The sequence below is a fragment of the Aeriscardovia aeriphila genome (assembly GCF_002259595.1).
Classification (GTDB): domain Bacteria; phylum Actinomycetota; class Actinomycetes; order Actinomycetales; family Bifidobacteriaceae; genus Aeriscardovia; species Aeriscardovia aeriphila.
The window spans coordinates 889,756-913,564 of record NZ_MWWU01000002.1; the positions used below are offsets into that span (position 1 = coordinate 889,756).

Sequence of the window (23,809 nt, forward strand, 5' to 3'; positions counted from 1 at the left end):
TCAGTGTCTATTCAATATTTTGCGTAATCTTAAATAAACCCGACCTGGGTTGCGTGTAGGAGTATTGAGGGCAATCCAGCCTACTCGCCATGGACTATCGAAGAAAGTCTTTAATAGCACACGCGGATGGAGATACATTCTCAGAGGATAATGTTCTGCAACTGGAGTTATCTCCCCATGATCATAGGTCCGAATGTCAGCAAACGAATGCAGCAGTTGTGAACTAGGGTTGTAGAACTCATGTGCTAGCACTTTGAACGCTTCATCAGATGGAATAACTTCATCACGATAAGGACTATTCCTAAAGCTCCTGATAAATTCCAGAATTCCTTGCTGATACTCGTCAATTGTGACACGCGCCTCTGCTTGAGTCTCACTTTGATCGAGTATTGGTATGACAGATCCCCCAGCTTTCGCATATAGTAATGTAGTTCCTTCATCTGGCATGCATAAGGTTTCAAAAAGCTCACGAAAACCTGTCAGAAGAATTTCATTTTTCTCTGCATGTTCCCCGCTAAAAAAACAACCTATAGCTTGTTGAATAGTTAGAGGCGATTCCTTCGAGAGTCCTGCATAAAGTCCAACTAGATGAGGCGATTCTCCTGCGCTAGTTAATACCTTTTGGAGAGCAATTTGCATGGTTCCTTTCCATCCAATATCAATAAGCGCAACCGATCCTGAACTCATCTGTTCCTGGTGTAAATAATCGACAAGCAGCTGATACTGAGACTGGGCCTGAATAGGCACAACTTCATCTATCACAGATCGGATATTCAGAGGAAATGGTCGCGAAATAATCTGATTTGCCCTCAGACTATGCTCATCATAGATTTTCTTTCTCTGAGGCGAGGTCAGACCTAACTCTTTCAATAATTGAGAGACTGTCAGCAGCTTGTTTGTTAGCGAGAACTCAACAAGGGTTGCAAAGTCTTCATTCTGGGTTTCCTGAAGTTGCGAATACAAATGTGGAAGAAGTGTACTCTTGCGAGAGACATGGAGGTAATGAGTAGTGGGAAGAGATTGAGAATGCCACTCATCCCAACATTGTTTAAGGAACTTTCCCTCTCGGGAAAGGAAATACATCTTTGAGATTTTTCTCTCCCCAATTTCACGCTCAAGCCACTGCATCATAGCAGCAAAAACTGGACCAGCATAGATATATCCAAAATGACGAGCAAGCGAAGCAGTAGCAGTACCAGATTGGTGCGTTGACAGACCCAGCTGAGCAAAGCGTGAGAACCATGCAGTAGCATTTGGTGCGCTTGATGAACGGTAGTGAAGTGCTTTTATCCCGTGCAACTGCGGTTGAAGAAAGTCGCCACGACGAGAATCACCAATGTGCACCACATCACTTGGGTTAATATTTAACCGTTCGAGAACCTTGGAAAAGATAGTACCGTTATGTTTATTGGCCCGCATCTCACATGAGACAAAGATGCTATCAAATTCACCATACCCAACAGAGGTCAACATTCTCTGGAGGACAGAAGAAGGTAGATACATATCAGAAATGATGATCACAGGAATGTGAAGTTCTTTTAACTTTCTCACAGTCTTGAGCATTTCTGTGTCAGCATATGTAACCTTGTAGTGGTACTCAACTTCCTTAGATTTAAAATGTTTCACTGCCTCGGCAGAGAATTGCGTCATCTTCGCCAGCTGAGCATAGATTTCGTCAAGAGTAACCTCACCGTTCTCTTCTTGAGATGCTGCGACTCGCTGAGCACTCTCACGAAGAGCTTCAAAACCATGGTATTGGGAGAAGTTAAATCCCTCTCTTTCGAGACTTCTGCCAATGAGGGAATAGAGGTCAGAATCATTAGCTACAACTCGTTGAATGAGAGTACCAAAAATATCTACAGAAGCGACTTTATGTCGTCTGCACAACTCGATGTAGCGTTCAAGCACCCGTTGATTGTTCATAGTTCTTCACATCACTTACTCATACACATTGATTAGTTTGCGTACCATAGCTTCCACGGAGTAACCAGCTTTCATAACATCCTCAGCTGAATTTTCTCGGGTTTGATTATTTATCAAACAAGCTGATGTCCGCACAGTGCAAGCCCAATCTGCTGCATTTTGACTTGGCACATAACGCACTTGTTTAAGCGGATATGGGAGCATCGGAATATGAACACTTATCAGACACGAAAGTCCAGAAGATGCGGCTTCAATTAGAGAAAGACCAAAACCTTCAAAACTACTTGGCATCGTGAAAACATCAAGGGCACTGTAATAGCCTTGGGGATTACTTTTCGCCCCAGGAAATCGCACATATTCTGTGAGATTCTTTCTAGCAGAATACTCGCGAACTGACGATAATAGAGGCCCATCTCCCACTAACAGTAAATACGCATTTACACCAGCTGCTCGCAGCTCTTCCAATATATCTACTTGGAAAAATGGTCGTTTTGCTTCTGCAATTCTGCCGACAGAACCTATTAGCAGTGCGTTCTCTGGGATTCCCAGAAACTCCCGAACTTGGATACGCATAGTTTCATCGAACTTGTATTCGTTGGGATATATTCCATTGGGGATAAGCATATACGCCGAAGAGTCAAATAAATATTGTCCAGCATCCGACGAACAGGCGACTAATTGCGTCGCACTTCTTTTCCACAAGGTTTTTCCTATTTGATGGAATATCGCCTTTATACTTCTATGTCCTTCTCCAAAATCACTGTTATGAGAATGAACTATGCGTACAGGAACATTCTCTTGCCGAGCGATATTTGAATACAAGAATCCCATGCCATTCATCGTGCAAATGTGAACTACATCATACGCATTCTTTCGAAGTAGCTTACGAAACTCACGAGGGCTGGTCGTTAAACGCTTCAGCTGGTTCGGCTTAAACCCATGGAAAACGCAGTATCGGTGTGCTCCTAACGAAGCAAGTTCCTCATCATGAGCATCGCTCCAATCATGAGTGCAAAACACATCACATTGGAATTGATCACGAGGCAGCTCACGAATGGTATTCATGATAAAAGTTTCGATTCCGCCAAGGCCCCAACCCTCAGAATAAAAAAGAATCCGTTTCATAGCCGTATCATCCTCCAGCTCTAATGCTCTTCTCTTATTTGAGGGTTCATCAGAAGCTCTTGTTGTATTTCTTGACGCCAAACTTGGCCAGGAGGAAGCCAGTCCCCTTCTTCCACCAGTTCACCGGCTCAGGGCTCACCACAGGAAGCTCTGCGTAAGTGTAGCCATGCGTTTGCAGCCAGGGGTCAAGCAGACGCTCACTGACACGGCCCAAGTATCGAGCTTGGAAAGCATCGTCATAACTTGCTGGGTCGAGCTGCTTTTCCATGGCAGCAAGCACAGAGAACATCCATTCGCAGTACTCATCGAAGAGGTCGGCGCGCATCACAAACATGTTGAACAAGTGTGCGCTCGTCGACTTCATCTCTTCGTCCCACGCAGCAACATACTCAGGGTAGTGTTCTTGCAGCACTTCGCGGCACAAGTCGAACTGCTCATGATGGAAAGTATGAGCATAATGCGAATAAATCGTTTCGACATAATAGTTACGCTTCTTGGCTACAACAATATCGTGAGAAGCGAGAATATCGCGCATTTCCTCAAGGCCGATGATGCGATCGAAACGATCCGAGCTATGACTCCTTTTCAGCGAACCGAAATGTCGGCGATAATGAACCAAGCCTTTATAGTCAGCATGGTTGTTCTTCCACATCCAATACAAGCCTGTTAACTCGGAATAATACGCATTGCGATCGGAGATGTTATCACCTGAATCATCGCGCTGATAATCTAGGGAAAGTTCGGGGTGAAGAGCAGCACCAACCTGGAGAGGAAGATAGAGCGGGTCGGAGGGCATGCGGTAAGGCTTATGCGTCGCAACAGCCACCACAACGCTCGGCTTCCTGGAAACTTTCTCCTCTGCCATCTTTCTCTCCTTCCTTTCTCAATTCTTTGGACAGTACGTCTTCGCTATCTGCGGGGTTATTATCCGCGGTGGTTATAGAGCTCTTCTGTTTGAGCCTTGTAAGGCTCCCACCACGAGCGGTGATCAACATACCAGCGCACAGTTTGCTCAATTCCGCGCGCGAAATCAGTGTGCTGCGGGTGCCAATGAAGCTCAGTGGTAATCTTGGTGGCATCAAGGGCGTAACGGCGGTCGTGACCAGGACGGTCAGTGACAAAATGAACAGCGTCTGCACGTACACCCATCGCTTCACAAATCAGGGAAAGAACTTCGCGGTTACTTGTCTGCCCGTTCGCTGCGATGAGGTAAGTCTGCCCTGAGCGACCGCGAGTCACGATGCTCCAAATGGCGCGAGAATGGTCGTCAACGTGAATCCAATCGCGAATATTGAGTCCACTACCATACAGCTCAGGAGCTCGGCCTTGCAAAATATTCGTGATTTGACGAGGAATGAACTTCTCCACGTGCTGATAGGGGCCGTAATTATTCGAACAGTTGGAAATTGTGGTGTACAAGCCGTAGGTTCTGTGCCAGGCGCGCACCAAATGGTCGGAAGCAGCCTTCGTTGCAGCATAGGGACTTGACGGGTTGTACGGCGAGTTTTCAGTGAACAGTTCCGTTGAGTTCAGCGGCAAGTCGCCAAAAACTTCATCGGTAGAAATATGGTGGAAACGCACACCATAACGCTGGGCTGCAACCAGCAGTTGATACGTGCCGTCAACGTTAGTTTCCAAGAAAGGCTGAGCGTTCTCGATAGCGCGGTCATTATGCGATTCCGCGGCAAAATGCACTATCAAGTCGTGGCCGGGAACAACTTTGTTCAGCAACTCGGCATCACAGATATTGCCGTGGATGAACTCTACGTGGCTAGGCACAAGGCCCTCAAGGTTCGCACGGTTACCCGCATAGGTTAGCGCGTCAAGAACCGTGACATGAGTACTCGGGTGTTCTTGCGCAACATAACGCACGAAGTTCGAGCCGATAAAGCCCGCTCCCCCGGTCACAAGAATATTCTGCGGCTCAAAAACTCCTGTGTTCATCACCATTAATAAGCTCCGTCTCCATGGAAAACAGCGCCCACTGTTTTTATCAAGATTGCCACATCGGTGAGAACAGACCAGTTTTCAACGTAGTTCACGTCAAGAACTTCAGCTTCTTCTGGGGAAAGGTTCGAGCGGCCTCCAATTTGCCAAGGGCCAGTGATTCCTGGCTTGACCAACAAACGAGTAGAGTACAGAGAATTGTAGGATGCCACCTCGTAGTCACGCTGAGGACGCGGGCCAACCAGCGACATATCTCCCTTAAGAACATTGAAGAACTGAGGGAACTCGTCAATGGACGTCTTGCGGATGAACTTGCCCACCTTGGTAACACGAGGGTCTTCCTTCACCTTGAAGGTTGCACCCAGCTCCACACCTTCCTGCGCAGCAAGTTGCGCATCGAGCTTATCAGCGTTCACCTTCATAGAACGCAGCTTGAAAATCTTGAAGGGCCGACCATACAAGCCAACGCGCTCCTGAGCGTAGAAAATAGGGCCGCCATCCTCAAGCTTGATCGCAATACCAAAAATCGCGATGAGCAGGCAGGTTGGAATGAGAGCAAGAAGCGAACCTACAATATCCATGAAGCGCTTAATAATGCGCGTTGAGAGGGAATACTGCGACAGTGAGGCCGAGAGAATAGGCATCACTGACTGCTGGCGCAGAATGATGTTACTGCCTGCAATATGTGCCACCGAGGCGGACATGGCCAGTTCCAGCTCGCGGGCTTCCACAGCCAAAGAGAAGGCACGAGTCATTTCCGAGTCGATGTTGAGAACATCAGTGATCAGAACAGTCTGAGCACCATGGAGCTGAGCCCTCTCGGCAAAGCGGGAGTTGAAAGGAATCAGCGGGAAATCAAACAGATTATCAAGCTGGTTGTCATGATTCAGCTGCACCAGTTCCTCAGAGCTATAGGTACGATAATGATGCTTGCCATCAGCAGCAGGGAACATCATCACCGGGCAGATAGCAATGGGCTTGTACCCCGAAGCTTGACCTTTACCGGAAGTCAGTTGGTCGATCATTTTGCTCATACCCTGAGGCGAACCAACAAGAACCGTTGCATAGTCGAACTCTCCGCGACGACGATTGCGGTAAAGATAGCGACGCATCTGCCAGCGCTCAAGCATAGTGAAAAATACTGCCAGGACGACGGCAGAAATGAGAATCCCGCGTGAGAAATAGTATTTCGCTAGATATCCACACGTGCACAGCACAATAAATTCAATGCATCCGGCGGTCATAATGCGCGCGTAGAGGTTATAGCCTTCACCCATGAGATGACGTTCATAGGATCTCACCACGATAAGGGAGAGTATCCACGTCAGAACGAAAACAACAGCATAGGTAACATATGCAGATAGGTTATTTCCCTTTTCGGTGTTGAACACCCCGAGTGCAAAGAGAATGGAGAGCGCAAGAGCAAGGCACATCATCGCTGCATCGAGAAGCACCAGAGATACCGTATAGAACCAGCGCCAACGAGGAATGCTGACAATAGCGTTGAGGAGAGAATGCCGAATTATAGCTGTGCGAGGCTTATTTTCTCCCTCGTATGATTCCGAATAACTTCCATCAAAGAAACTGGAGGAGGTAACAGTCGGACGATATTCACTAAGCTGAGAAGTGTCGGTTATCTCATCCGAGTTACTCGGCGCAGGTGCGGCTGGAGATACCCCCCCCCCGCGTCAATTCTTGCTCGGAGACAATGGCGAGTGGCATCGTCTGTGTGGGCTCATCGCCTTCAACGCCTTCCGCGCTGTAAGCTGCTCGTGGCATGGGTACGGGAATATGAGCCTGAATCTGCATGTTTGGCACCTCTCGAGCCACAATACACCCTCCCCTACGGCACTTACTCTGACTGACTAAATTGTAGGGAGGAAACAGGACTCGATGCCACATACCTCTCATTTTCTTCACTTTTCGGAATGTCGGGAGCTCACGTACATGGTATTATTTCTGCTCACAAATACGGCTTCATTGCGATGCATTGCACTAGCGCCCTTCCTCAGTTATCCCTTCAGCTAGGATGAAACCAGTACAACTTTCTCAAAAGGAAAAGCAAGAGTGAGGAGCATTATGGATCAAGAACTACAAAACAAGCTGAAGAAGGAAGCTGGCATCAAAGCAGCTCAGTACGTCAAGGATGGCATGGTCGTCGGCCTGGGCACTGGCTCTACCGTTCGTTACCTCGTCGATGAGCTCGGCAGGCGCTGGCAAGAAGAAGGCCTTCGCTTCACTGGTGTCACTACTTCTCGCCGTACCACCGCTCAGGCGGAAAGCTATGGCATCAAGATCGTCGACATTGACGACGTTGACCATATGGACCTCACCATCGACGGCGCTGACGAGGTGGACAAGAACTTCAACGGCATCAAGGGTGGCGGCGCAGCCCTTCTGTGGGAAAAGATTGTGGCTACTAACTCTCGCCACTATATCTGGATTGTTGACCACTCTAAGCAGGTCGACACTATTGGCAAGTTCCCGCTTCCTGTCGAGGTCATTCCGTTCGGCGTGGGCCACGTCATCAAGCAGTTTGAGGCCAAGGGCTACAAGCCAGTTCTTCGCTTGGACAAGGAAGGCAAGCCAGTTCTCACTGATGAGAACGATTACGTCGTTGACCTTCACCTTGAGCGCATTGATAATCCTGAGGCTTTGGCTGCTGACCTGATTAACACGGTCGGCGTCGTAGAGCACGGCCTCTTCCTCAACATGGTTGACGAAGTTATTGTTGGCAACGAAGGCGAACCTCTCGTTCTCACCAATCCTAACAAGTAAATTTCTTAAGATTATCAGTGCGAAACAAGGGCCTGTACTCTTCGACAGTACAGGCCCTTCGCATACCCGCGGTAGATTAACAGTGCTGTTGATGCACTGCGCTCACCGTAGCCGCAGTGATAATCTCAAGCGCTGTGAGTTACCGGCCAACACCCTTTTACTGACCAGCGCGCCTTACTGTCCCTCAACGAGCGGCAACAGATCAGCGTAACCCTCCTCAGCCATCTTCTCGCGCGGAACAAAGCGCAAAGACGCCGAATTGATGCAGTAACGCAAGCCGCCGAGCTCAGCCGGACCATCATCGAAAACATGGCCCAGATGAGAATCAGAATCAGCAGCCTTTACCTCGGTGCGAGGCCTGCCCGGAATGCGGTAATCAGCGTGCTCAGTCAGCAGATCTGGCGAGATCGGTTTGGAGAACGCAGGCCAGCCACAACCTGAGTCGAACTTATCGGTTGAGCTGAACAAGGGCTTACCAGAAACGATGTCGACGTAAATCCCTGGTTCAAAATTCTCGTCATACTCGTTGATAAAAGGCCTCTCTGTTGCAGCAGTTTGGGTCACCGCATACTGCTCCAAAGTCAAATCCCACACTTTTTCAATGTATTTCTGCCGCTTCTTCACGTTGGCAATCCTGGAGAAAGAAATGTGGCAGTAGCCAGTCGGGTTCTTGACGAGATAATCCTGATGATACGTTTCTGCGGCGAAGAAGTTCCTCAACGGCTCAACAAGAACGGCAGGCTGCCGCGGGTCATGATCGACAAGCTGCTCGAGGGCTGCGGTGAAAACTTTCTTCTGTTCAGCTTGCTGCTGCTCTGTGCCACTGAGGAACATGGCGGTGCGATATTGCCTTCCTTCATCACCTCCTTGCTTGTTGAGGGAGAAGGGGTCGATGACGTCGAGGAAGAGCAAGCTTAAGGTGCGAAGGCTCACTTTCTCAGGGTCATAGTCTATTTTCACCGTTTCTGCTGCGTCTGTGATACCGGAGCATACTTGTTCGTAGCTGGGGTTGTCGACGAGTGATTGCGCGTAGCCGACGGTGGTGTTGACGACTCCGTCAACGTTTTGATAGTAGCGCTCGAGGCCCCAGAAGCAGCCTCCTGCAAAGTAGATAGTTTGTGTTTGTGCCATGAGGTTACGCTAACGCTTTATGAACACACTGTCAGTTTTCTTTCGCGAATTTCATTGTCAGCGCATTCAACTGAGCGGTTGCTGATAACACGTTCACAGTTCTCAGTTCACCGTTTACAGTTCACGATTGGATTTGCAAGCCGTCCATAACCGTGACAATGCTTGCTGCTGCTTGTTCTGCCTGAGCCATAGCCCGCCCCGGGCATAGGCTCGCGTCCGTCCGGGGTGGACGTGCCACCCGAATCGGACGCGACAGGCGCACCGTTCCGGGTAGGAGCGACACCTTGCGAAGGCGCCTTCCTGGTCAAGAACTTGTGCAGATAACGCCCCGCCTTGCGCATGTCGGCGACGCTCATGTCGCCCAGCTCGGGGCAGCTCTCGTACATCACCTTGCCGATGTGCTTGAAGCACTCGTCGCGGCGCTGCTGCAGGAATAACCGCAGGTCAGAGGCATTGTCTATCTGGACAAATACGTCTCTAAGGCGTATTTTTATACAAATGTGTAAATGATTAAGGGAGGCCGGGGCCATGGCGAATATGTTCGAGAAATACGCTGCCGACCGCGAGGCCGAGCAGAAGAAGATAGAGGAGGCCGTCGTCGCCGACACGACGGCGGACGAGAAGCGCACGACGCTCTCGCTGTCGCTCACCGTGAGCGACAAGAAGTCGCTCAAGATGATGGCTGCGGAGCGCGAGACGACGATTGCCGCAATCATTCACGAGTGGGTGCAGGAGCATCAGAAGGAGGTGAGCGAGTAATGGCGGACTTTGATACTGAGCGCGAGGGGCAGATTGAGTTTTACAAGACGTTTCTGCCGCGCATTGACCCGACTCTCACTTTGGATGACATTCTCGCAGACGATAACGATGGTGTGTTGAACGGCAATCTGCTTGAGTTCAAGCTGCGCGTGAACGATTTGAATGCCGTGCTGTCTCAGTGCGTGAAATATCTTTCTTCGCTGAGGATTAAAGGAAAACCGGTTCCCGCAAATATCATCATTGTTGATTTGAACGGTGAGCAAGCATATCTCTATAAGTCGGCTGATTATCTTGATGACATCGAGAAGGTATATGTAGGCGGAGCCTCTAAGTCGAATGCCGGGTTTGTTGGTTGCGCATACGACGAGAAGTACGCGTATGGTCAGGACCAGCTTGCCGTGACACATTTGATTAACCGCCTGAAGGAGACGGAGTTCACCCGCATCCATATTGACGAGAACTGCATTGTCGGTTGGGCGACGGCGTTTTATAAGGCTGTGCCGAATGCGCGTAAAGAGGATTTCATCGGTGATGATACGGGCAAGCACAAGACGATTGGCGAGATTCGCAACCCGTCGGTGTTCGCTGAGTATATCTATCCGTACAAGGGCACGTCGAACGTCAAGTTCCAGTACCTGATGGACAAGCTGAATGATACGCTTCAGAAGAAGAATCTGGGCGCGTTTTATACGCCCGAGCCTTACGCAGAGAAATCCCATGAGCTGTTGCGCATGGCGATTGGGCGTGTTCCTGCGGGTAACGATTATGTGATTATCGACCGCTGCGCGGGTACGGGTAATTTGGAGAAGGGTTGACGGACGAGGAGTTGTCCCATTGCATCCTTTCCACCGTGGAATACTACGAGTACAAGGTGATGCAGGAGATCCTCGGTTCGAAGGTGCGTCACATCATCCCTCCCATCGAGGCGGATGACACGTTCAACGCAGGTTTAGTGCGCGGTGCGAATGCACTGAGCGAGGAGTACGTCAACAACCCTGTTATCAAGCAGTACGTCGATGACCCGAAATGCACGATTATCTTGTTCGAGAACCCGCCGTATGCGGAGACGACGAGCATGGAGCACCAGCGCAAGGGCGCGGGCAAGAAGTCGTCCGGTTGGAAGAACAGCTTCGTCGTCACCGAGATGAAGAAGCAGGTCAAGGGCACGGCGCTCAATGACTTGGGCAACATGTTTATCTGGTCTGCGTTCGAGTATTATCTGCGTCAGCCGACCGATAGCTACGTGGCGTACTCGCCCGTAAAGTATTGGAAGGTGCAGCACCTCATTGACAAGCGCCTGCTTGGCGGCTTCTGTTGCAACCGTCGTCATTTCCATACGAATATCGACGCGTGCATAATGGTCGCTCTCTGGTCTAACGAGGATGCCGACCTCGATGCATTCGAGCTTCCGGGGTACGATATTGACGATGATGGTGCGTTGCAGCTAGCCGGTGACCTGCGCATCGCACGCGTCCACTCCATGTACAGTCGCATGTATTACGATAAGCGTACATTTGCTGACGATACAGAAGATGGCGTCCTTTTGAAGCATGATGGGCTGCTTGTAGAGGGACAGAAGCAACGAATAAAGCCGTTGTTTAACAGCAACATGCTTGGATACATGGTTGCAGATGGCCCCGGCTTTGATAATCCGGATTTGCATTCATGCTTACTTTCGGCGGGAATCTATAACGGCAACGGTTTTTTCCTGCGTATTGATAACTACCTCGAAAAGCTACCTATGTTCTGTGCATCTCGTTACATCAACTACAATCGCGAGTGGACGGAGCGTGCCCGCATCATGAAGTCGGGCGATGGCGCTGACCGCTTTAACGCTGACGTGGCGTCTGGCAAGCTCGACCGGTGGCTGCGCAAGTGCCTGCTGTTCACCTGTGTGGAGATGCAGAACCATATGCGGACGTTTACGGGCAGCGATGGTCGCTTTTACCGCAACGAGCTGTGTATGGACACGACGAACGGTCCGACTGTCGCGTCACAGGATTTAAAGAATCTCGTTTGTGGTCCTGCCGAGCAGCGTATCCTCGACCAGTGGAAGACGCTGATGGACGCAGTGAAGCAAACTAACGAATACGACCCGAGGCTGACCTACGGCGTGTACCAGATTTTCGCAGAGATAGACACGTCATATAAGGATGACGAGGGTAAGACAGTCTGGAACAACATCGAGGTGCATTCGGCGTTGCAAACGCTGAAGACGCTCGTTAAGGAGTATTACAACACCGAAATCGTGCCGACACTGTTTGAGTATGAGTTCTTGAAATAAACGAGTAAGCCCGTCGCTCTTTTGGGCGGCGGGCTTTATAATTAAATGCGTATTTATGCAATTCATCATATAGAAGGAAATAACGTGAAAGCCTAGAAGCAGAAAACGGGAGGGGATGGTGAACCTATGGCACGAAAAATCCCAAGACTCCAGATGCCACCCGCCCACTCTCTTACGTCCTGTACAACCGCGTTTCGACCAAGCTACAAGTCGAGAAGGGCGAGTCGATAGACGCTCAGCGCTTCGAGCTAACAAGATACGCCGAAAATCACAACATGCGTGTGCTCGGTGAGTACATTGACGACGGCTTTTCAGGAAAGAGCGTGCAGGGCAGGCCACAGTTCCGTTAGATGATGGATGACATCATCAAAGCGCAGCCGAGCAAGCGCCCGGCCTACGTCCTCGTGTTCAAGAGGATAACAGTTCGGCATAGCTGGAGATCCTCATTGCACTCACAGCTAATAAGTAAAAGGATTATAAGCCGAAAAACTGAGGATGCGAACTCGCACCTGCAACCTCGGTTGAAGCTCACGCTTAGCTGTGAGAAATATCAGCTAGCTATTGAGGAAAGAGCTGGCTACTGCGAGCTATCCTCCCCCTGCATATTAAGCTGCATATCAAAAAGGCCTCCCCTGAGGGAGGCCCAACCCGGTATTCCCGGGAAAACGTCACTTGCGCTGATGACGAGTCTTGCGCAGAAGCTTACGATGCTTCTTCTTGGACATGCGTGCACGACGCTTCTTGATGACAGATCCCATGACGGACCTCCAATCGATCGATCTCTACAATTACGGGTTAACCGAATCGTATCTTACAACTTTTTCCCGACTTTAGGGCGCACAAGAACAAGCCAGAGTGATAATCTCAAGAATTTCTCCAGATTATCAGCATCGCATCACAGCGGGAACTGCTGGTAGAAGTTCTTCACCGCGTCAGTGCTGCCGGTCACCTGGAAAACGCAGGTCGCATTGCGCCACACGGCCGTTGCACTACCCGAGCCCGTCTCGTGAACCTCGTACTGGCCAGTCTGCTTGCCAGAAACCATCACGTCACCAGAAGCCAAAAGCTTGCCAGAAAGGCCTTTGACGAGCGTTTCATACTGGCTTTGAGCAGCGTCATCCTTGCTCCACTGGCCCACGATAAGCGTGACATTCTGCGCTTCTTCACCAGTCGAGTAGACTACGGAATGCGCTTCGATGGGGTTTGCGGACTGCCAATCTTGAGAATTGGCAACCGTCTTGCGCGCGTACGAGCCGACAAGGTCAGGCATAGCCTTCAGCAGGGTTGTTGCGTCAGCAGGAAGGGCGTCAGGAGTTGCCGTCGTCTTCTGCTCGGTGCGCTTTTGCACGGTGACGGAAGTTGCCTGCTGGTTGGGCTTCATGAAGTTACTCGCCCATCCTGGGTAGACGAAAGCCGTAATCAAGCCGATGACGACGACCAGCACGAGGCCGATGATCACGCTGACCACTGCGGTAACGGCCTTATTGCGCGGTTCCTGCTGCTTTTTGACCTGCTCGCTCTCGGTTTCGTGTGGCGTAGTGGAGGCGTTCTCCATAACCTCGTCAAAGCTTGGCTGGCCCGACGGCTTATTCTCAGGATTCATTGAGCTCATGCCTTTATTGTGACACACTCAAATGACCTCTTGAGATTATCAGCGCGGGTTTTCCACAGTTTTCACCCGCTCAACTCGCGATATCTTTCTCAGTTCTCCACAGTTTTCACGGCTGTATTCGCCTGAGGAGAGGTTGTCGAGTAGCGTGGGGTTTATGGCGAAGGTTTCACGAACGTATTTATGCTCCGAATGCGGCTGGAGCGGTGGGCAATGGTATGGCCGCTGCCCTTCTTGCGGCCAATTTAACACCATTTCGGAATACCATGAGCCCAAACTACCCAAGGTGCTGACTTCACGGCGTTCGCGCGAGAGCGCTGTGGAAGCGGCTATCAGCAGAGCTTCGCACGGACCACGAAATGATGTGTGGGCCAACGGCAAGCCCATCGTGCGGGAAGCTGACACGCGAAGTGGATCCTCTTCGAGTTCGCGCACCCGTTCAACAAGTTCTTTAGCGCGCGGGACTTCTGCGCTTTCGGATCGAGCACAGCGAGAGGGCCAATACGACGAGAATGGTTTCGACCGTGCTCCTTTTGACCGTGAAGCTTTCACAGCACAAGGCCAAACTGGCGGTTTGAGCGAGTTTGGCCTCGAAAATATGAGCGATGCAGTGCCGGTAACACAGGGCGGTGTGGATAAGCAAGAGCCTCGCTTGCACACTGGTTTCTCTGAGTTTGACCGCGTTCTGGGCGGTGGCATTGTGCCTGGCGAAGTTGCTTTGATTGCCGGTGAGCCAGGAATTGGCAAGTCCACCTTGCTGCTGTCAACGGCCGGGAATATTGCCAATGCTAATCTCACGGTGCTCTATATTTCTGGCGAGGAGAGCTTGGGCCAGATTAGGTTGCGCGCGCGTCGAATTGGGGCGATGAGTGACAACCTGCTGCTCGCATCTACCACCGACTTGGGTACCGCGTTGATGCTGATGGAAAAGTACCGTCCTGCGCTGGCCATTATTGATTCGGTGCAGACTATCACTTCCGAGGAGTCGGATGGCATTTCGGGTGGTACGTCGCAGGTGCGTGAGGTGACGCGCGGGGTGATTGAAGTGTCGAAGGCGCTCAACATTCCGTCGTTTGTGGTTGGCCACGTGACGAAGGATGGCAATATTGCTGGCCCGCGCACGCTCGAGCATTTGGTGGATGTGGTCTGCCAGTTTGAGGGGGACACGAGGACGGCGTTGCGCTTGCTGCGCGCGGTGAAGAATCGTTTCGGGCCCACCGATGAGGTCGGCTGTTTTGACATGGTCGATGAGGGTATCGAACAGGTGACGGACCCCTCCGGCCTGTTTATCTCCTCTGACGATCAGCTGACTGATGGCACGTGCATTACGTTTACGATGGACGGGCATCGCTCGATGCCAATTGAGATTCAGGCTTTGACGACCGCTTCTGTTCTGCCCTCTCCTCGTCGTGCGACGAATGGGGTGGATGCGAACCGTATCGCCATGCTGGTAGCCGTGTTGTATAAGCATGCCCGGATCGGTTTGCTGAATAAGGATCTCTATATTTCCACGATTGCTGGTGCCCAAGCTCGCGAGCCGAGTTGCGATTTGGCGATTTGTATGGCTTTGGCTTCGGCACAGTCAGGTGTGGCGATTGTGCGCACAACGGCTTGCTTTGGTGAGGTGAGTTTGACCGGTGAGATTCGTGCTGTGCCTCGCCTCGAGCAGCGCTTAGATGAAGCACAAAGGTTGGGCTTTACGCAGGCGTTGATTCCGGTTCATCAAAAGTTGCGCAACCCAGGCAGGTATACGCGTTTGCAGTTGGTTCGCGTCTCTTCAGTACGGGATGCTGTGCACAAGCTGTCGCTGCGTGCTGCTCGCCAGAAGGCTGATTTTAGCGGGGATAGCGGTGAAAGTGGTGAGAGTGCTCAAGGTGCCAACGCTCGAAGTACACGTGCTCACAGCGCGGGTGCTCGCCCATTCACTAAGGCATCCACTTCAGCAACTGAACCTGACCAGTGGGCAAGCCGCGAGTTTTCGCCAAATGCCACACCTGACTTTGGTGGCCGCGCCGAGTAAGTGTGCACATCTCATGATCACCGTCTTGACAGGGCTCACACTGACAGACTAGTGGCACGGGAAGTGGATGCTACCGTCTGCTTCCCTCTCAATAAGCTTGTCAGCTACGAGCGCGGCAACGCACTTTTCCAGCTGCTGAGGCTTATCCCACAGCTTGTGCCACTGCTGCTCGCTCAAGGTGCTCACGCCACTGGGCAGATTGCGCAATGCTTTGAGCACGAGCCCGCGCACTTGACGGTCAGTCCCTTGGAACTTTTGCGCAGGCCTCGTCCGCTTCTCCCCCATATGCGGGTAGCCAGCCTTCTTAAACGCGCAGATTTTCACAAACGGGCACTGCTCGCACTGAGGGTTCTTCGCTGTACAAATAGTTGCGCCAATTTCCATGAGCGCTTCATTCCACAGCGCATCCCGATCGCCGCCTGACAATCTGGAGAGAGGCGATGGCTGTTGGCCTTGCGAAGACTCGAGATTTCGCGACGGCAGAAGCGAGTTCGCCAGTTCGCGATCCTTCTTGGTTGTAGCACCTCCAAAGCTTTCTTCACCCAGAAAAGCGCGGGTCTGCACACGACGAATATTCGTATCAACCACGGCGACACTACGGTGGTAGTAGAACGAAGCAACTGCCGATGCCGTATACTCGCCCACCCCCGGCAGGCTCAGCAGATCATCCATGTGAGAGGGAACAACGCCGCCAAACCGCTCAACAATAGCGGCAGCGCAATCTCGCAGGCGCAAGGCGCGAGAAGGGTAGCCCAGCGTTCCCCACGCAGTGAGAATCTCTGCGCTCGTTGCCTCTTTCATCGCTTCGGGAGTGGGCCAGGCAGCCATCCATTGCATCCAGTAAGGAACGACACGAGTCATGGGAGTTTGCTGGCTCATCACCTCGGAGACGAGCACTCCCCATGCGCTTGTTCCCTCAGCTCTCCATGGCAACGCGCGGGCGTTGGCTTCCCACCAAGCGTGGATGTCAGGAAGGAGTGTGGAGGAATAAATTGTTGGACGCATACCTCTATTATGCACCTGTCGGCATTGAGCCTGTGAAAGTGCCATTGAGTCTGTGAAAGTGCCATAACTTTTCACATGGATATGAAGCGCAGTGATGATAACGCGAATAAACAACTGGCGCTGAAGCGCTACAGGAATAGGGATTGCTGATGTACTGATAATCTCAGGAAATGAGGGGTGAGAGGTTAAGAAAAGACGGCACCCGCCACCTGCTCTGCTCAAGTGGACGAATGCCGCCTCTAGTAGAGTATCAAATATCCAAGAAAAATCTAGTGCAAAATTCGGATATACGACTTTTTTCTCAGAATTGTTTCCTCCGTTTAACATGATCGCGAGCTGACGACGAGCTGTAGGCACGCAAAGACCTGCGAAAAATAAGTGCACAGGTACACCCGCAGATCATTCTGGAGCGCAGAAGGCGTTGCTCATCATCTTCGCATACTCAGGTGCACCGGTTGCCGGGTTGACGTGCGTTCCATCATCCCAGAACCATTCGCTATGCCCTTGAGAATACGCCTGCCAGTCAATTAATCCAACAGTACCTGGGTTTTGTTTCACTAAATCGCGTAACACTTGGTTGTTGGCATCTTGCCAGTAGCGCGGCACACGCTCGCTGACCACATAGAGCGAACGACCATGCAAAGCTTGCAACACCGGCTGCCAAATCTGGGTCGAACCCATCGGGCCATTAGTGCCCAAAGCGATCACTACCGGGCGCTGATCGTCGCCAGGATTGTTGTAACTATTGAGAATGTCAGCTGCAGTTCCCAACTGGCGGGAGACCTTCGAGTCGACAATCGCGTTCGGCAGCGCCTTCTCGACGGCCGGCTTTGTGCCTTCCAAAATCGAGTCGCCGATAATAATCGGATTGGCCGAGCACGTGCCCTTATCACGGTTCCACTGTCGGTAAGCTAGATTGCCCGGCAGCGAAGCAGCAATGGGCTTCGGCTTGTCCGGCAGTGGCACGTCATGCTTGACGAGCGCCACTCCGCCCTTCTTGCTGCTCTTCTTATCACCCTTCTGAGCGCCCGCCTTGGAGCTTTTCTTGCCGCCCGTTTTGCCCGACTTTTCGCCGCTGGTATTGCTGGAGTTCTCCGTATTTCCAGCCTTTTCCCCGCTTGTGGTGGCGTGGGAAGAGGCCGCGGAACCCCCGTTGTTCGGCGCCAGATTATCAGTACTGGTAATCTCGGGCGCTGAGAGTGAGGCAGCGAGCTCGGGGCGAACGGCAATTTGTCGGCTACGAATCCAGCTTGCCCACGGCAAAGGCAGGGCCAAAGCCACCACCATGGCCGCACCCACCAGCCAAGCCAACACGTTGGTCAAGCGCAGACCGGAGTGCAGGAAGCCAGGGTGCGAGCCTTTTTCGGCGATTTGGTAGAACAGCTCAGCCACCACGGCGATGATGAGCGCGTCGACGAACCACTCCCACCAGTTCATTGGTGTAGTGCGGGTTGCCGGGAAGAAGGCTTCGATCATCACGTAGTGGACGAGGTAGAGCGAGAAGGAGCGCGAACCCAGCCATACGAGTGGTTTGCTGGACAAAACCGTCTCAGCAGCTGTCGTGCCATCGCTTACGGCGAGCATCGCCACACTGAAGGCGACCAGAAGCGCGACGACGAGCAGACCGCCACGGTAAATCCAAGTCGATTGCGAGTTCAGCAAGCTGGAGGCGACGGCGATAATGAGCATCGCCACCCAAACGAAGGCGTCACGGTACTTCGGCTCGAAGCCCAGATGCGCGTTGGCCTTGAACTTCTGGGGCACGAAGGCGGCGAAGTCGAGAGTGAGGATGCCGGGCGCAGTGAGCGGGGAATCAGCGCTCTTGCCAGCGCTCTTGCCAACGCTCTGAGCAGTCTTATGAACCGATTCACTACCCCGAATAGTGAGGAAGGCGATGAGTGCGCCCGCCATGAGCTCAGCCCAACGCGTGTCGAGGCCGTAATAAACGCGCGTCACATCCATAGGGTTGAGCAACCAGCAAGAAAGCCCCGTACTGACAAGCATCAACAGCACAGTAATCCAGCCCATTACCCCGCGGTTACCGCGCGTGAGCTTGTGCAAAAGCCAGAGCAGGACCGACCAGAACAGGTAGAACTGCATGATCAGCGCAACAAACCAGAACGGCGTGAGCGGGGAAGGAAGTCCCGCTTGGTCAAAGTAAGGGACTTGACGGAAAATCTGCACCCAGTTGGTGACGAAAAGTGCGGTCGGAACAGCGTCGCTACGAATCTTGGTGAGGGCAGACGGCAGCCACACCCAGGCCACGCCCGCAGCAAAAGCGATTGCCGCAAGAGTCGCTGGCCACATTCTCAGGATTCGCTCACCCCAATAGCCCAAGAGGTTGAAACGATGGCGATCCATACGCCCCAACAGCGAGCGGGTGATGAGATAACCGGACAGCACGAAGAACACCGTAACGGCGAGGAAGCCTCCTGGCATGAGGCTTGGCGTGGTGTGGAAAGCGATAATGGCAAGGATGGCCAGGCCGCGCAAGCCATCGAGGGCCTTCACGCGCCGGGGCTTGGGCTTAGAGTTCTCCTCAACAATCGACTTTTTCGCCTGGTTGAGCACATTGCTGGTCGCAGCCTTAACCTCTTGCGTCACCTTTTCCGCAGTGAATGGCTGGGAAGTTGGCTGCTCACTGTGCGATTGAGTTTCATCTGCAGATGGGACAGGCTCAGACTCCGGCTCAGGTTCTGGCTCAGACTCCGGCTCAGGTTCTGGCTCGGGTTTTTGATCAACCTCAGGTTCAGACTCTGCTTCAGCTTCAGCCTCAGGTTCAGTTTCATCCTGAGCTTCAGCGGCTGGCTTGTCCGAATCGTCATCGTCAGGCTGTGCGCTCACTTCGCTGTGCTGCGAAGGCGCATCATCAACATCGTCATGATCAGCTGCGTCGTCGGAAGCTAGGCTTTCCTCAGAAGTGCTGTGCTCCTGCAGCTCGGCCTGTTCCTCATCAGCATTTGCCTGTGCAGCTTCAGCTTCCGATTCCTCTTCCTCAGGTTCTACAAATTCCTCCTGTACAGGTTCCTCTTGCGCAGCCTCATCCGCATGATCATCAGCATGAAGATGGGAAACGAGCGGAGTCTCTTGAGCAACAACGCGCGGCGCAGACAGTTCCACATCGACATCGGCCGCACCAGAAGATTCCGAGGACACAGAACCCGCAGCCACAGAAGAAGCAGAATCTGGAGAAGAAGCACCCTTCGCCCCTTGAGCTGGCTGCGAAGCGCTAGCCGTTCGCGCGTCATTCTCACGCTGCTGGTTGCCATGCTCACGCTTGCCGTGAGCGCCAGTTTGCACCTGGTTAGCCTGGTTTGGCTCCAGATTGTCAGAACTGTTAATCTTGGCAGAATTGTTTGGCTTGTTCATCTCGTCAGAGTTGCCTTGAGCAACCTGCTTCTTCAAGCGAAAACCAATCCGACGCCGCCTGCGACTCATAACAACCACCCTTCACGCGTCTTCCTAATCTACCTGAGAGGTCAGCCATAAACGCGGCGACTTCACCTCGTGTACACAATTAGCCGTGTGCTGTAAGGAAAAGCCAGTGTTTCGCCCTCGCGAGGCCAGCATCACGAGTTAGACAAAGGCAGTTTATAAAGTGGAAGCATGAGAAACGAACAAGAACTTCGCCAGGAGCCTGCGACCGACCACGAGGCACAGAGCCCGGAAGACGCCAGTCAAGAGGTCACCGACGATGTGGAGAAGAGCCGAGTGGAGCGCGCCATTCGCCGAGCTCACCAGAAAGCCGAACAGCGCGAGCATATTGCGGCCAAGCATGAGGCCTTGAAGAAGCGCCAAGAAGAGAAGGAAGCCCAGCGTTTGCAAGCACTCAGACAGTACGAGCGGCCTTTGCCAGCAGGAATAAATGGCGATGAAAACCACTCCCTCGCCGCTAGCTCGACCTACCAGGATGGACCGGAAATCGCGCATATTCTTGAGCAGCCGACCGCCCCAGCCTCCGCAGAAAGCTCTGGCGAGTTCGAATACGGCTACCGCAGCTCGCACGTACCCACCGACGAGCTCATCACCGACGCGCATGGTAACCCGATCAATGTGACCGACGCGATGCTCGACAAGCGCAGGGCCGCAGAAATCAAGACTTCCACCCCTCATCTGGCCTTCTACTCGCCTCGAATCCCTGGAAACACAGGCTCTGCAATCCGCCTGTGCGCGGTCACCGGAACGATTTTGCACCTCATTGAGCCGCTGGGCTTTAATCTGCGTGACACCAAGCTTCGCCGCGCCGGCCTCGATTACCACGACATGGCTCACGTCGTGCTGCACGAAAGCTTTGAGGACATGGTCGAGTCGATGCCGAACTCGCGCATCATCGCTTTCACCGCATATGCGAAAAAGCAGTACACCGAGGTGCAGTACAAGCCGACGGACATCTTGCTTTTCGGCCCTGAACCGGGCAACATCCCCGACCCGATGGATATTTTCTTCGGCCCTCACGTTGCTGAACAAGTGCGCCTGCCAATGCTTCCTGCTCGTCGCAGCCTGAACCTCACGAATACCGCGTCGATCGCCGTGTATGAGGCGTGGCGTCAGCTCGGCTTCGCTGGCGGTCAGTAAGGAGCGAGCAATGCGAAAGTCTTTCTGCAACGTCTGGACTGATCAGCAGGCGCCACGCCATTTTGCGTCCTCTTCGGAACGCTCTTCACATTCTTCCGTGTCGTTGCGCACTGTGGTTCTCGCTTTTGTGCTCAGCTTCACGCTTGTTATCGCTCTGGTTTGCGAGAACTCGCCGCTTGCACTAGCCGATACGCTCACATCTCACTCTCTTGCTGCTGCGACTGCCGGTTCTCACTCTCCTGTCGCCGCAGCTGCCGGTTCTCGCACCCCGTTCGCCTCGGCCGCCACACAGCTTCATCGCCCCCATCAGCAGGCTTACGCAGCGCTTGCCAAGGGCCAGAATCCGGCGATCATCACACTGCTGGGCTCGCCCGAAGAGTCGCACTTTTCGGCGTTGAGCCTTTCTGACGAACAGTTGTGTGCCAATCTCGTGTCGGCCTCTGAAGGTAAACCCAACCAGATTGTCAGCGCCACCAGCTCAGCCACCTTGCAAACTGGAGCCTCAGCAGTAGATCGCTTCTCTCAGGCTCAAGTCGAAGCAACAACCCAGGCCGGCCCGCTGCTTCCCGAGCTCTTCGCCGCACGCCTGCAAAAGTGCACGCTTCCTGCCCAGTACGAGCCTCTGAGCGCCCAGCAGCGCGAGGAGATTACCAGCAAGGCCGCAGCAACAGCCGATGAAGCGGTGCAGAAAAGCGCTGACACCTCAACTCCCCTTTCCCGCCGCGAGCTTCACTATTGTGTGGCCACAAAAGGGGACGTTTCTGAATCGCTTGAGCAGTTCGAAAACAAGATTTTCAGAACGCTGAACTCCCCAGAAGGCTGGCCTCGCGCAGGTGTGACTTTCCGCTTCGCCAACGCCCAGCCGGACACTTCCCAGTGCGATTTCACCTTGTGGTTATCGCAGGCTGCTCTCGTTCCCAGCTTCTCCAGCTACTGCTCAGTGGAATACTCCTGCCGCGTGGGAAATGCGGTTATTATCAACCAATCTCGATGGAATGAGCCGACGTCCTCATGGCTCAATGGCGGTGGAAATCTGGAGAACTATAGGACGATGGTTCTTAACCATGAGGTGGGCCACAGGTTAGGGCATATGGACAACGAAAACGTGTGCGCAAGCCCCAATGGCCCCGCACCGCTCATGCAAGAGCAATCTATTTCGCTGCGAGGCTGCTCAATTCGCTGGTGGCCACAATCCCTCGAGCTGTGGACCGCTGGGTTGTGAGGCTGTGAAGCGGCAAACTGCAACGTGATGTTTCAGACTGTAGCGCAGTAATCTGGCAACATCTGGCAAAGCGCGGACACGAGCGCCACGGAAAATGCTCAAACCTGTACTGATTGGCACAGGAGCAACAGCACACTCGAGAACGTGGCAACAGTAACACTGCAAGAGCTCAACTGCTCACACTGGCCAGGTAACCCGGCGAAGCGCTCAAACTGCACCTCAATGCGCCATTTGCTCTCGAGGCATGCCTCTTAGGCGTAGAAGATTTCGTAGGCATCAGGAATCGAGCGGGCAGCCCCCTTCTTTTCCACGGCAAACGCGGCAGCAAGTGCAGCATGGGACAGAGCTGCAAGCTCGGTATTGCCATGCGTCATCATCGAGCTGATGAAGAAACCAGTAAAAGTGTCCCCAGCTCCAGTCGTGTCAACGACATTATCCGTATGAAACCTCGGCTGATACAGAGCACGCTCACCGTAGTGCGCTAGGAGAGCTCCCTGATCACCCATCGTTAAAATAATGGTCGTCGTTGGGTACAAAGTAATGAGTTTCTCAAGATTATCAATACTCTTTCTCACGATCTCATTGCTCACATCGGGGCGGTCAACATCGATAACCTCGCCTGGTATAACTCCCACCAAATCATCCAAACCTTGATAATCTTCAGGAGTATAGAAGAATTCGAGATGCTGCGTACTGGTAATCTCCTGCCGTTGTGAGGCTTGAGCAACAAGAGCTTGAGCTTCTCCCTCATTGACAAACAAGTAGTCGACAAGTGAAAGGTCAACCTGTTCCAGCAGCTCGTCAACAGGCGAGGCATTGAGGCAGACCGTCAGCTCGCGGCGATGAGCCTGCTCAATAATGTATGGCAGTTCACTCGTCTCATTTTGCGTGAGAATCCAGTCTCTCGGCTCAGTGCGCTCGAGGCAACGATCAATGTACTTACGCGTGAGGCTACGGTTAGAGCCTGGGTAGAGGACGATACAATTATCACCATGAGAGTTGCGCTGGATAATCGCATTTCCAGTGCGAACTTCAGTGTTAGTTTCAATCAGATCAGTGTGGACGCCGAAGGATTTCATGAAATCAACCAAGGAGGCGCCATCTTCGCCGATCATTCCTGCGTGGTATACCTCCGCGTCAGCGCGAGCAAGAGCCACCGACTGATTCAACCCTTTCCCACCTTCAGAAACAGTGAGATGAGAGGAAGTGATGGTTTCACCCGGTTTGACGAACTCATCAACGTCGTACGTGTAATCAATGTTGAGCGAGCCAAAATTGAAAACACGCGGATAAATACGTGGAAAGCGCTCCATTGCACTCCTCCCCTTCCCCTCTGAGAGATGAACCAATCCCCCTGCTCAGAGATACATCAGTTCCCGCTGGGAGATGAATCAAAATACGCCTTGAGAACATAATAAGCCGCAGCAAGCA

Annotated in this window: 19 protein-coding genes; 8 read left to right on the forward strand and 11 right to left on the reverse strand. The window is 52.5% G+C overall.

Going from position 1 to position 23,809, the window contains the following annotated elements; all coding sequences use genetic code 11:
- From AEAE_RS04745 to AEAE_RS04765, 5 genes are read right to left on the reverse strand one after another with little or no spacing between them, the layout of a single operon-like run.
- The gene (locus tag AEAE_RS04745) at positions 1-1,923 is read right to left on the reverse strand and encodes an HAD family hydrolase (RefSeq protein WP_094689957.1); all 1,923 of its coding nucleotides are present in this window, start codon (positions 1,921-1,923) and stop codon (positions 1-3) included.
- 15 nt (positions 1,924-1,938) lie between these two features.
- On the reverse strand, positions 1,939-3,048 hold the full coding sequence (locus tag AEAE_RS04750) for a glycosyltransferase (protein ID WP_094689958.1): 1,110 nt from the start codon (positions 3,046-3,048) through the stop codon (positions 1,939-1,941).
- Between the two features lie 49 nt (positions 3,049-3,097).
- The gene (locus tag AEAE_RS04755) at positions 3,098-3,913 is read right to left on the reverse strand and encodes a DUF4422 domain-containing protein (RefSeq protein ID WP_094689959.1); all 816 of its coding nucleotides are present in this window, start codon (positions 3,911-3,913) and stop codon (positions 3,098-3,100) included.
- 59 nt (positions 3,914-3,972) lie between these two features.
- Positions 3,973-4,992, reverse strand: a complete 1,020-nt coding sequence (rfbB, locus tag AEAE_RS04760; protein WP_094690121.1) for a dTDP-glucose 4,6-dehydratase — start codon at positions 4,990-4,992, stop codon at positions 3,973-3,975.
- Between the two features lie 5 nt (positions 4,993-4,997).
- Positions 4,998-6,449 carry a sugar transferase gene (locus AEAE_RS04765; protein WP_244569619.1) on the reverse strand — a complete coding sequence of 484 codons (1,452 nt, stop codon included), beginning with the start codon at positions 6,447-6,449 and terminating at the stop codon, positions 4,998-5,000.
- 625 nt (positions 6,450-7,074) lie between these two features.
- Here AEAE_RS04765 and rpiA point away from each other — a divergent pair.
- Positions 7,075-7,773 (forward strand): ribose-5-phosphate isomerase RpiA, encoded by a 699-nt coding sequence (gene rpiA, locus AEAE_RS04775; protein WP_094689962.1) that lies wholly within the window; start codon positions 7,075-7,077, stop codon positions 7,771-7,773.
- Positions 7,774-7,947: 174 nt separating this feature from the next.
- Here rpiA and msrB read toward each other — a convergent pair whose 3' ends face one another.
- Positions 7,948-8,904: a peptide-methionine (R)-S-oxide reductase MsrB gene (msrB, locus tag AEAE_RS04780; RefSeq protein ID WP_094689963.1), complete on the reverse strand. Its 957-nt coding sequence runs from the start codon at positions 8,902-8,904 to the stop codon at positions 7,948-7,950.
- A gap of 528 nt (positions 8,905-9,432) precedes the next feature.
- Between msrB and AEAE_RS04790 the strand changes: the two genes are divergently transcribed.
- The 4 genes from AEAE_RS04790 to AEAE_RS07075 all read left to right on the forward strand — a co-directional run bounded on the left by AEAE_RS04790 (position 9,433) and on the right by AEAE_RS07075 (position 12,297).
- Positions 9,433-9,663, forward strand: coding sequence for a hypothetical protein (locus AEAE_RS04790; RefSeq protein ID WP_094689964.1), 231 nt, complete (start codon positions 9,433-9,435; stop codon positions 9,661-9,663).
- Positions 9,663-10,478: a hypothetical protein gene (locus tag AEAE_RS06825; protein WP_211277526.1), complete on the forward strand. Its 816-nt coding sequence runs from the start codon at positions 9,663-9,665 to the stop codon at positions 10,476-10,478. The genes AEAE_RS04790 and AEAE_RS06825 overlap by 1 nt, the downstream gene beginning before the upstream one ends.
- Positions 10,475-11,947 carry a hypothetical protein gene (locus AEAE_RS06830; RefSeq protein WP_211277527.1) on the forward strand — a complete coding sequence of 491 codons (1,473 nt, stop codon included), beginning with the start codon at positions 10,475-10,477 and terminating at the stop codon, positions 11,945-11,947. The genes AEAE_RS06825 and AEAE_RS06830 overlap by 4 nt, the downstream gene beginning before the upstream one ends.
- A 179-nt stretch (positions 11,948-12,126) precedes the next feature.
- On the forward strand, positions 12,127-12,297 hold the full coding sequence (locus AEAE_RS07075) for a recombinase family protein (protein ID WP_211277531.1): 171 nt from the start codon (positions 12,127-12,129) through the stop codon (positions 12,295-12,297).
- A 318-nt stretch (positions 12,298-12,615) separates the two neighbouring features.
- On the opposite strand, the gene AEAE_RS04805 is transcribed toward AEAE_RS07075, so the two are convergent.
- The gene (locus AEAE_RS04805; RefSeq protein ID WP_094689965.1) at positions 12,616-12,705 is read right to left on the reverse strand and encodes a 30S ribosomal protein bS22; all 90 of its coding nucleotides are present in this window, start codon (positions 12,703-12,705) and stop codon (positions 12,616-12,618) included.
- Positions 12,706-12,842: 137 nt separating this feature from the next.
- Positions 12,843-13,559 (reverse strand): hypothetical protein, encoded by a 717-nt coding sequence (locus AEAE_RS04810; RefSeq protein WP_218841004.1) that lies wholly within the window; start codon positions 13,557-13,559, stop codon positions 12,843-12,845.
- A gap of 154 nt (positions 13,560-13,713) precedes the next feature.
- On the opposite strand from AEAE_RS04810, the gene radA reads away from it, so the two are divergent.
- Complete coding sequence (radA, locus tag AEAE_RS04815; protein ID WP_244569620.1) at positions 13,714-15,576, forward strand: DNA repair protein RadA; 1,863 nt, start codon at positions 13,714-13,716, stop codon at positions 15,574-15,576.
- A gap of 48 nt (positions 15,577-15,624) precedes the next feature.
- On the opposite strand, the gene AEAE_RS04820 is transcribed toward radA, so the two are convergent.
- Both AEAE_RS04820 and AEAE_RS04825 read right to left on the reverse strand, forming a co-directional pair.
- The gene (locus AEAE_RS04820) at positions 15,625-16,581 is read right to left on the reverse strand and encodes an HhH-GPD family protein (protein WP_094689966.1); all 957 of its coding nucleotides are present in this window, start codon (positions 16,579-16,581) and stop codon (positions 15,625-15,627) included.
- Positions 16,582-16,980: 399 nt separating this feature from the next.
- Positions 16,981-20,019, reverse strand: coding sequence for an acyltransferase family protein (locus AEAE_RS04825; RefSeq protein ID WP_094689967.1), 3,039 nt, complete (start codon positions 20,017-20,019; stop codon positions 16,981-16,983).
- A 483-nt stretch (positions 20,020-20,502) separates the two neighbouring features.
- On the opposite strand from AEAE_RS04825, the gene AEAE_RS04830 reads away from it, so the two are divergent.
- Entirely contained in the window at positions 20,503-21,156 is a 654-nt protein-coding gene (locus tag AEAE_RS04830) for a tRNA (cytidine(34)-2'-O)-methyltransferase (RefSeq protein WP_169711597.1), read from the forward strand.
- 10 nt (positions 21,157-21,166) lie between these two features.
- Positions 21,167-22,378: a DUF3152 domain-containing protein gene (locus AEAE_RS04835; RefSeq protein WP_094689968.1), complete on the forward strand. Its 1,212-nt coding sequence runs from the start codon at positions 21,167-21,169 to the stop codon at positions 22,376-22,378.
- Between the two features lie 251 nt (positions 22,379-22,629).
- Here the strand turns inward: AEAE_RS04835 and AEAE_RS04840 are convergent, their stop codons facing one another.
- On the reverse strand, positions 22,630-23,691 hold the full coding sequence (locus AEAE_RS04840; RefSeq protein WP_094689969.1) for a ribokinase: 1,062 nt from the start codon (positions 23,689-23,691) through the stop codon (positions 22,630-22,632).
- Positions 23,692-23,809: the final 118 nt, after the last annotated feature.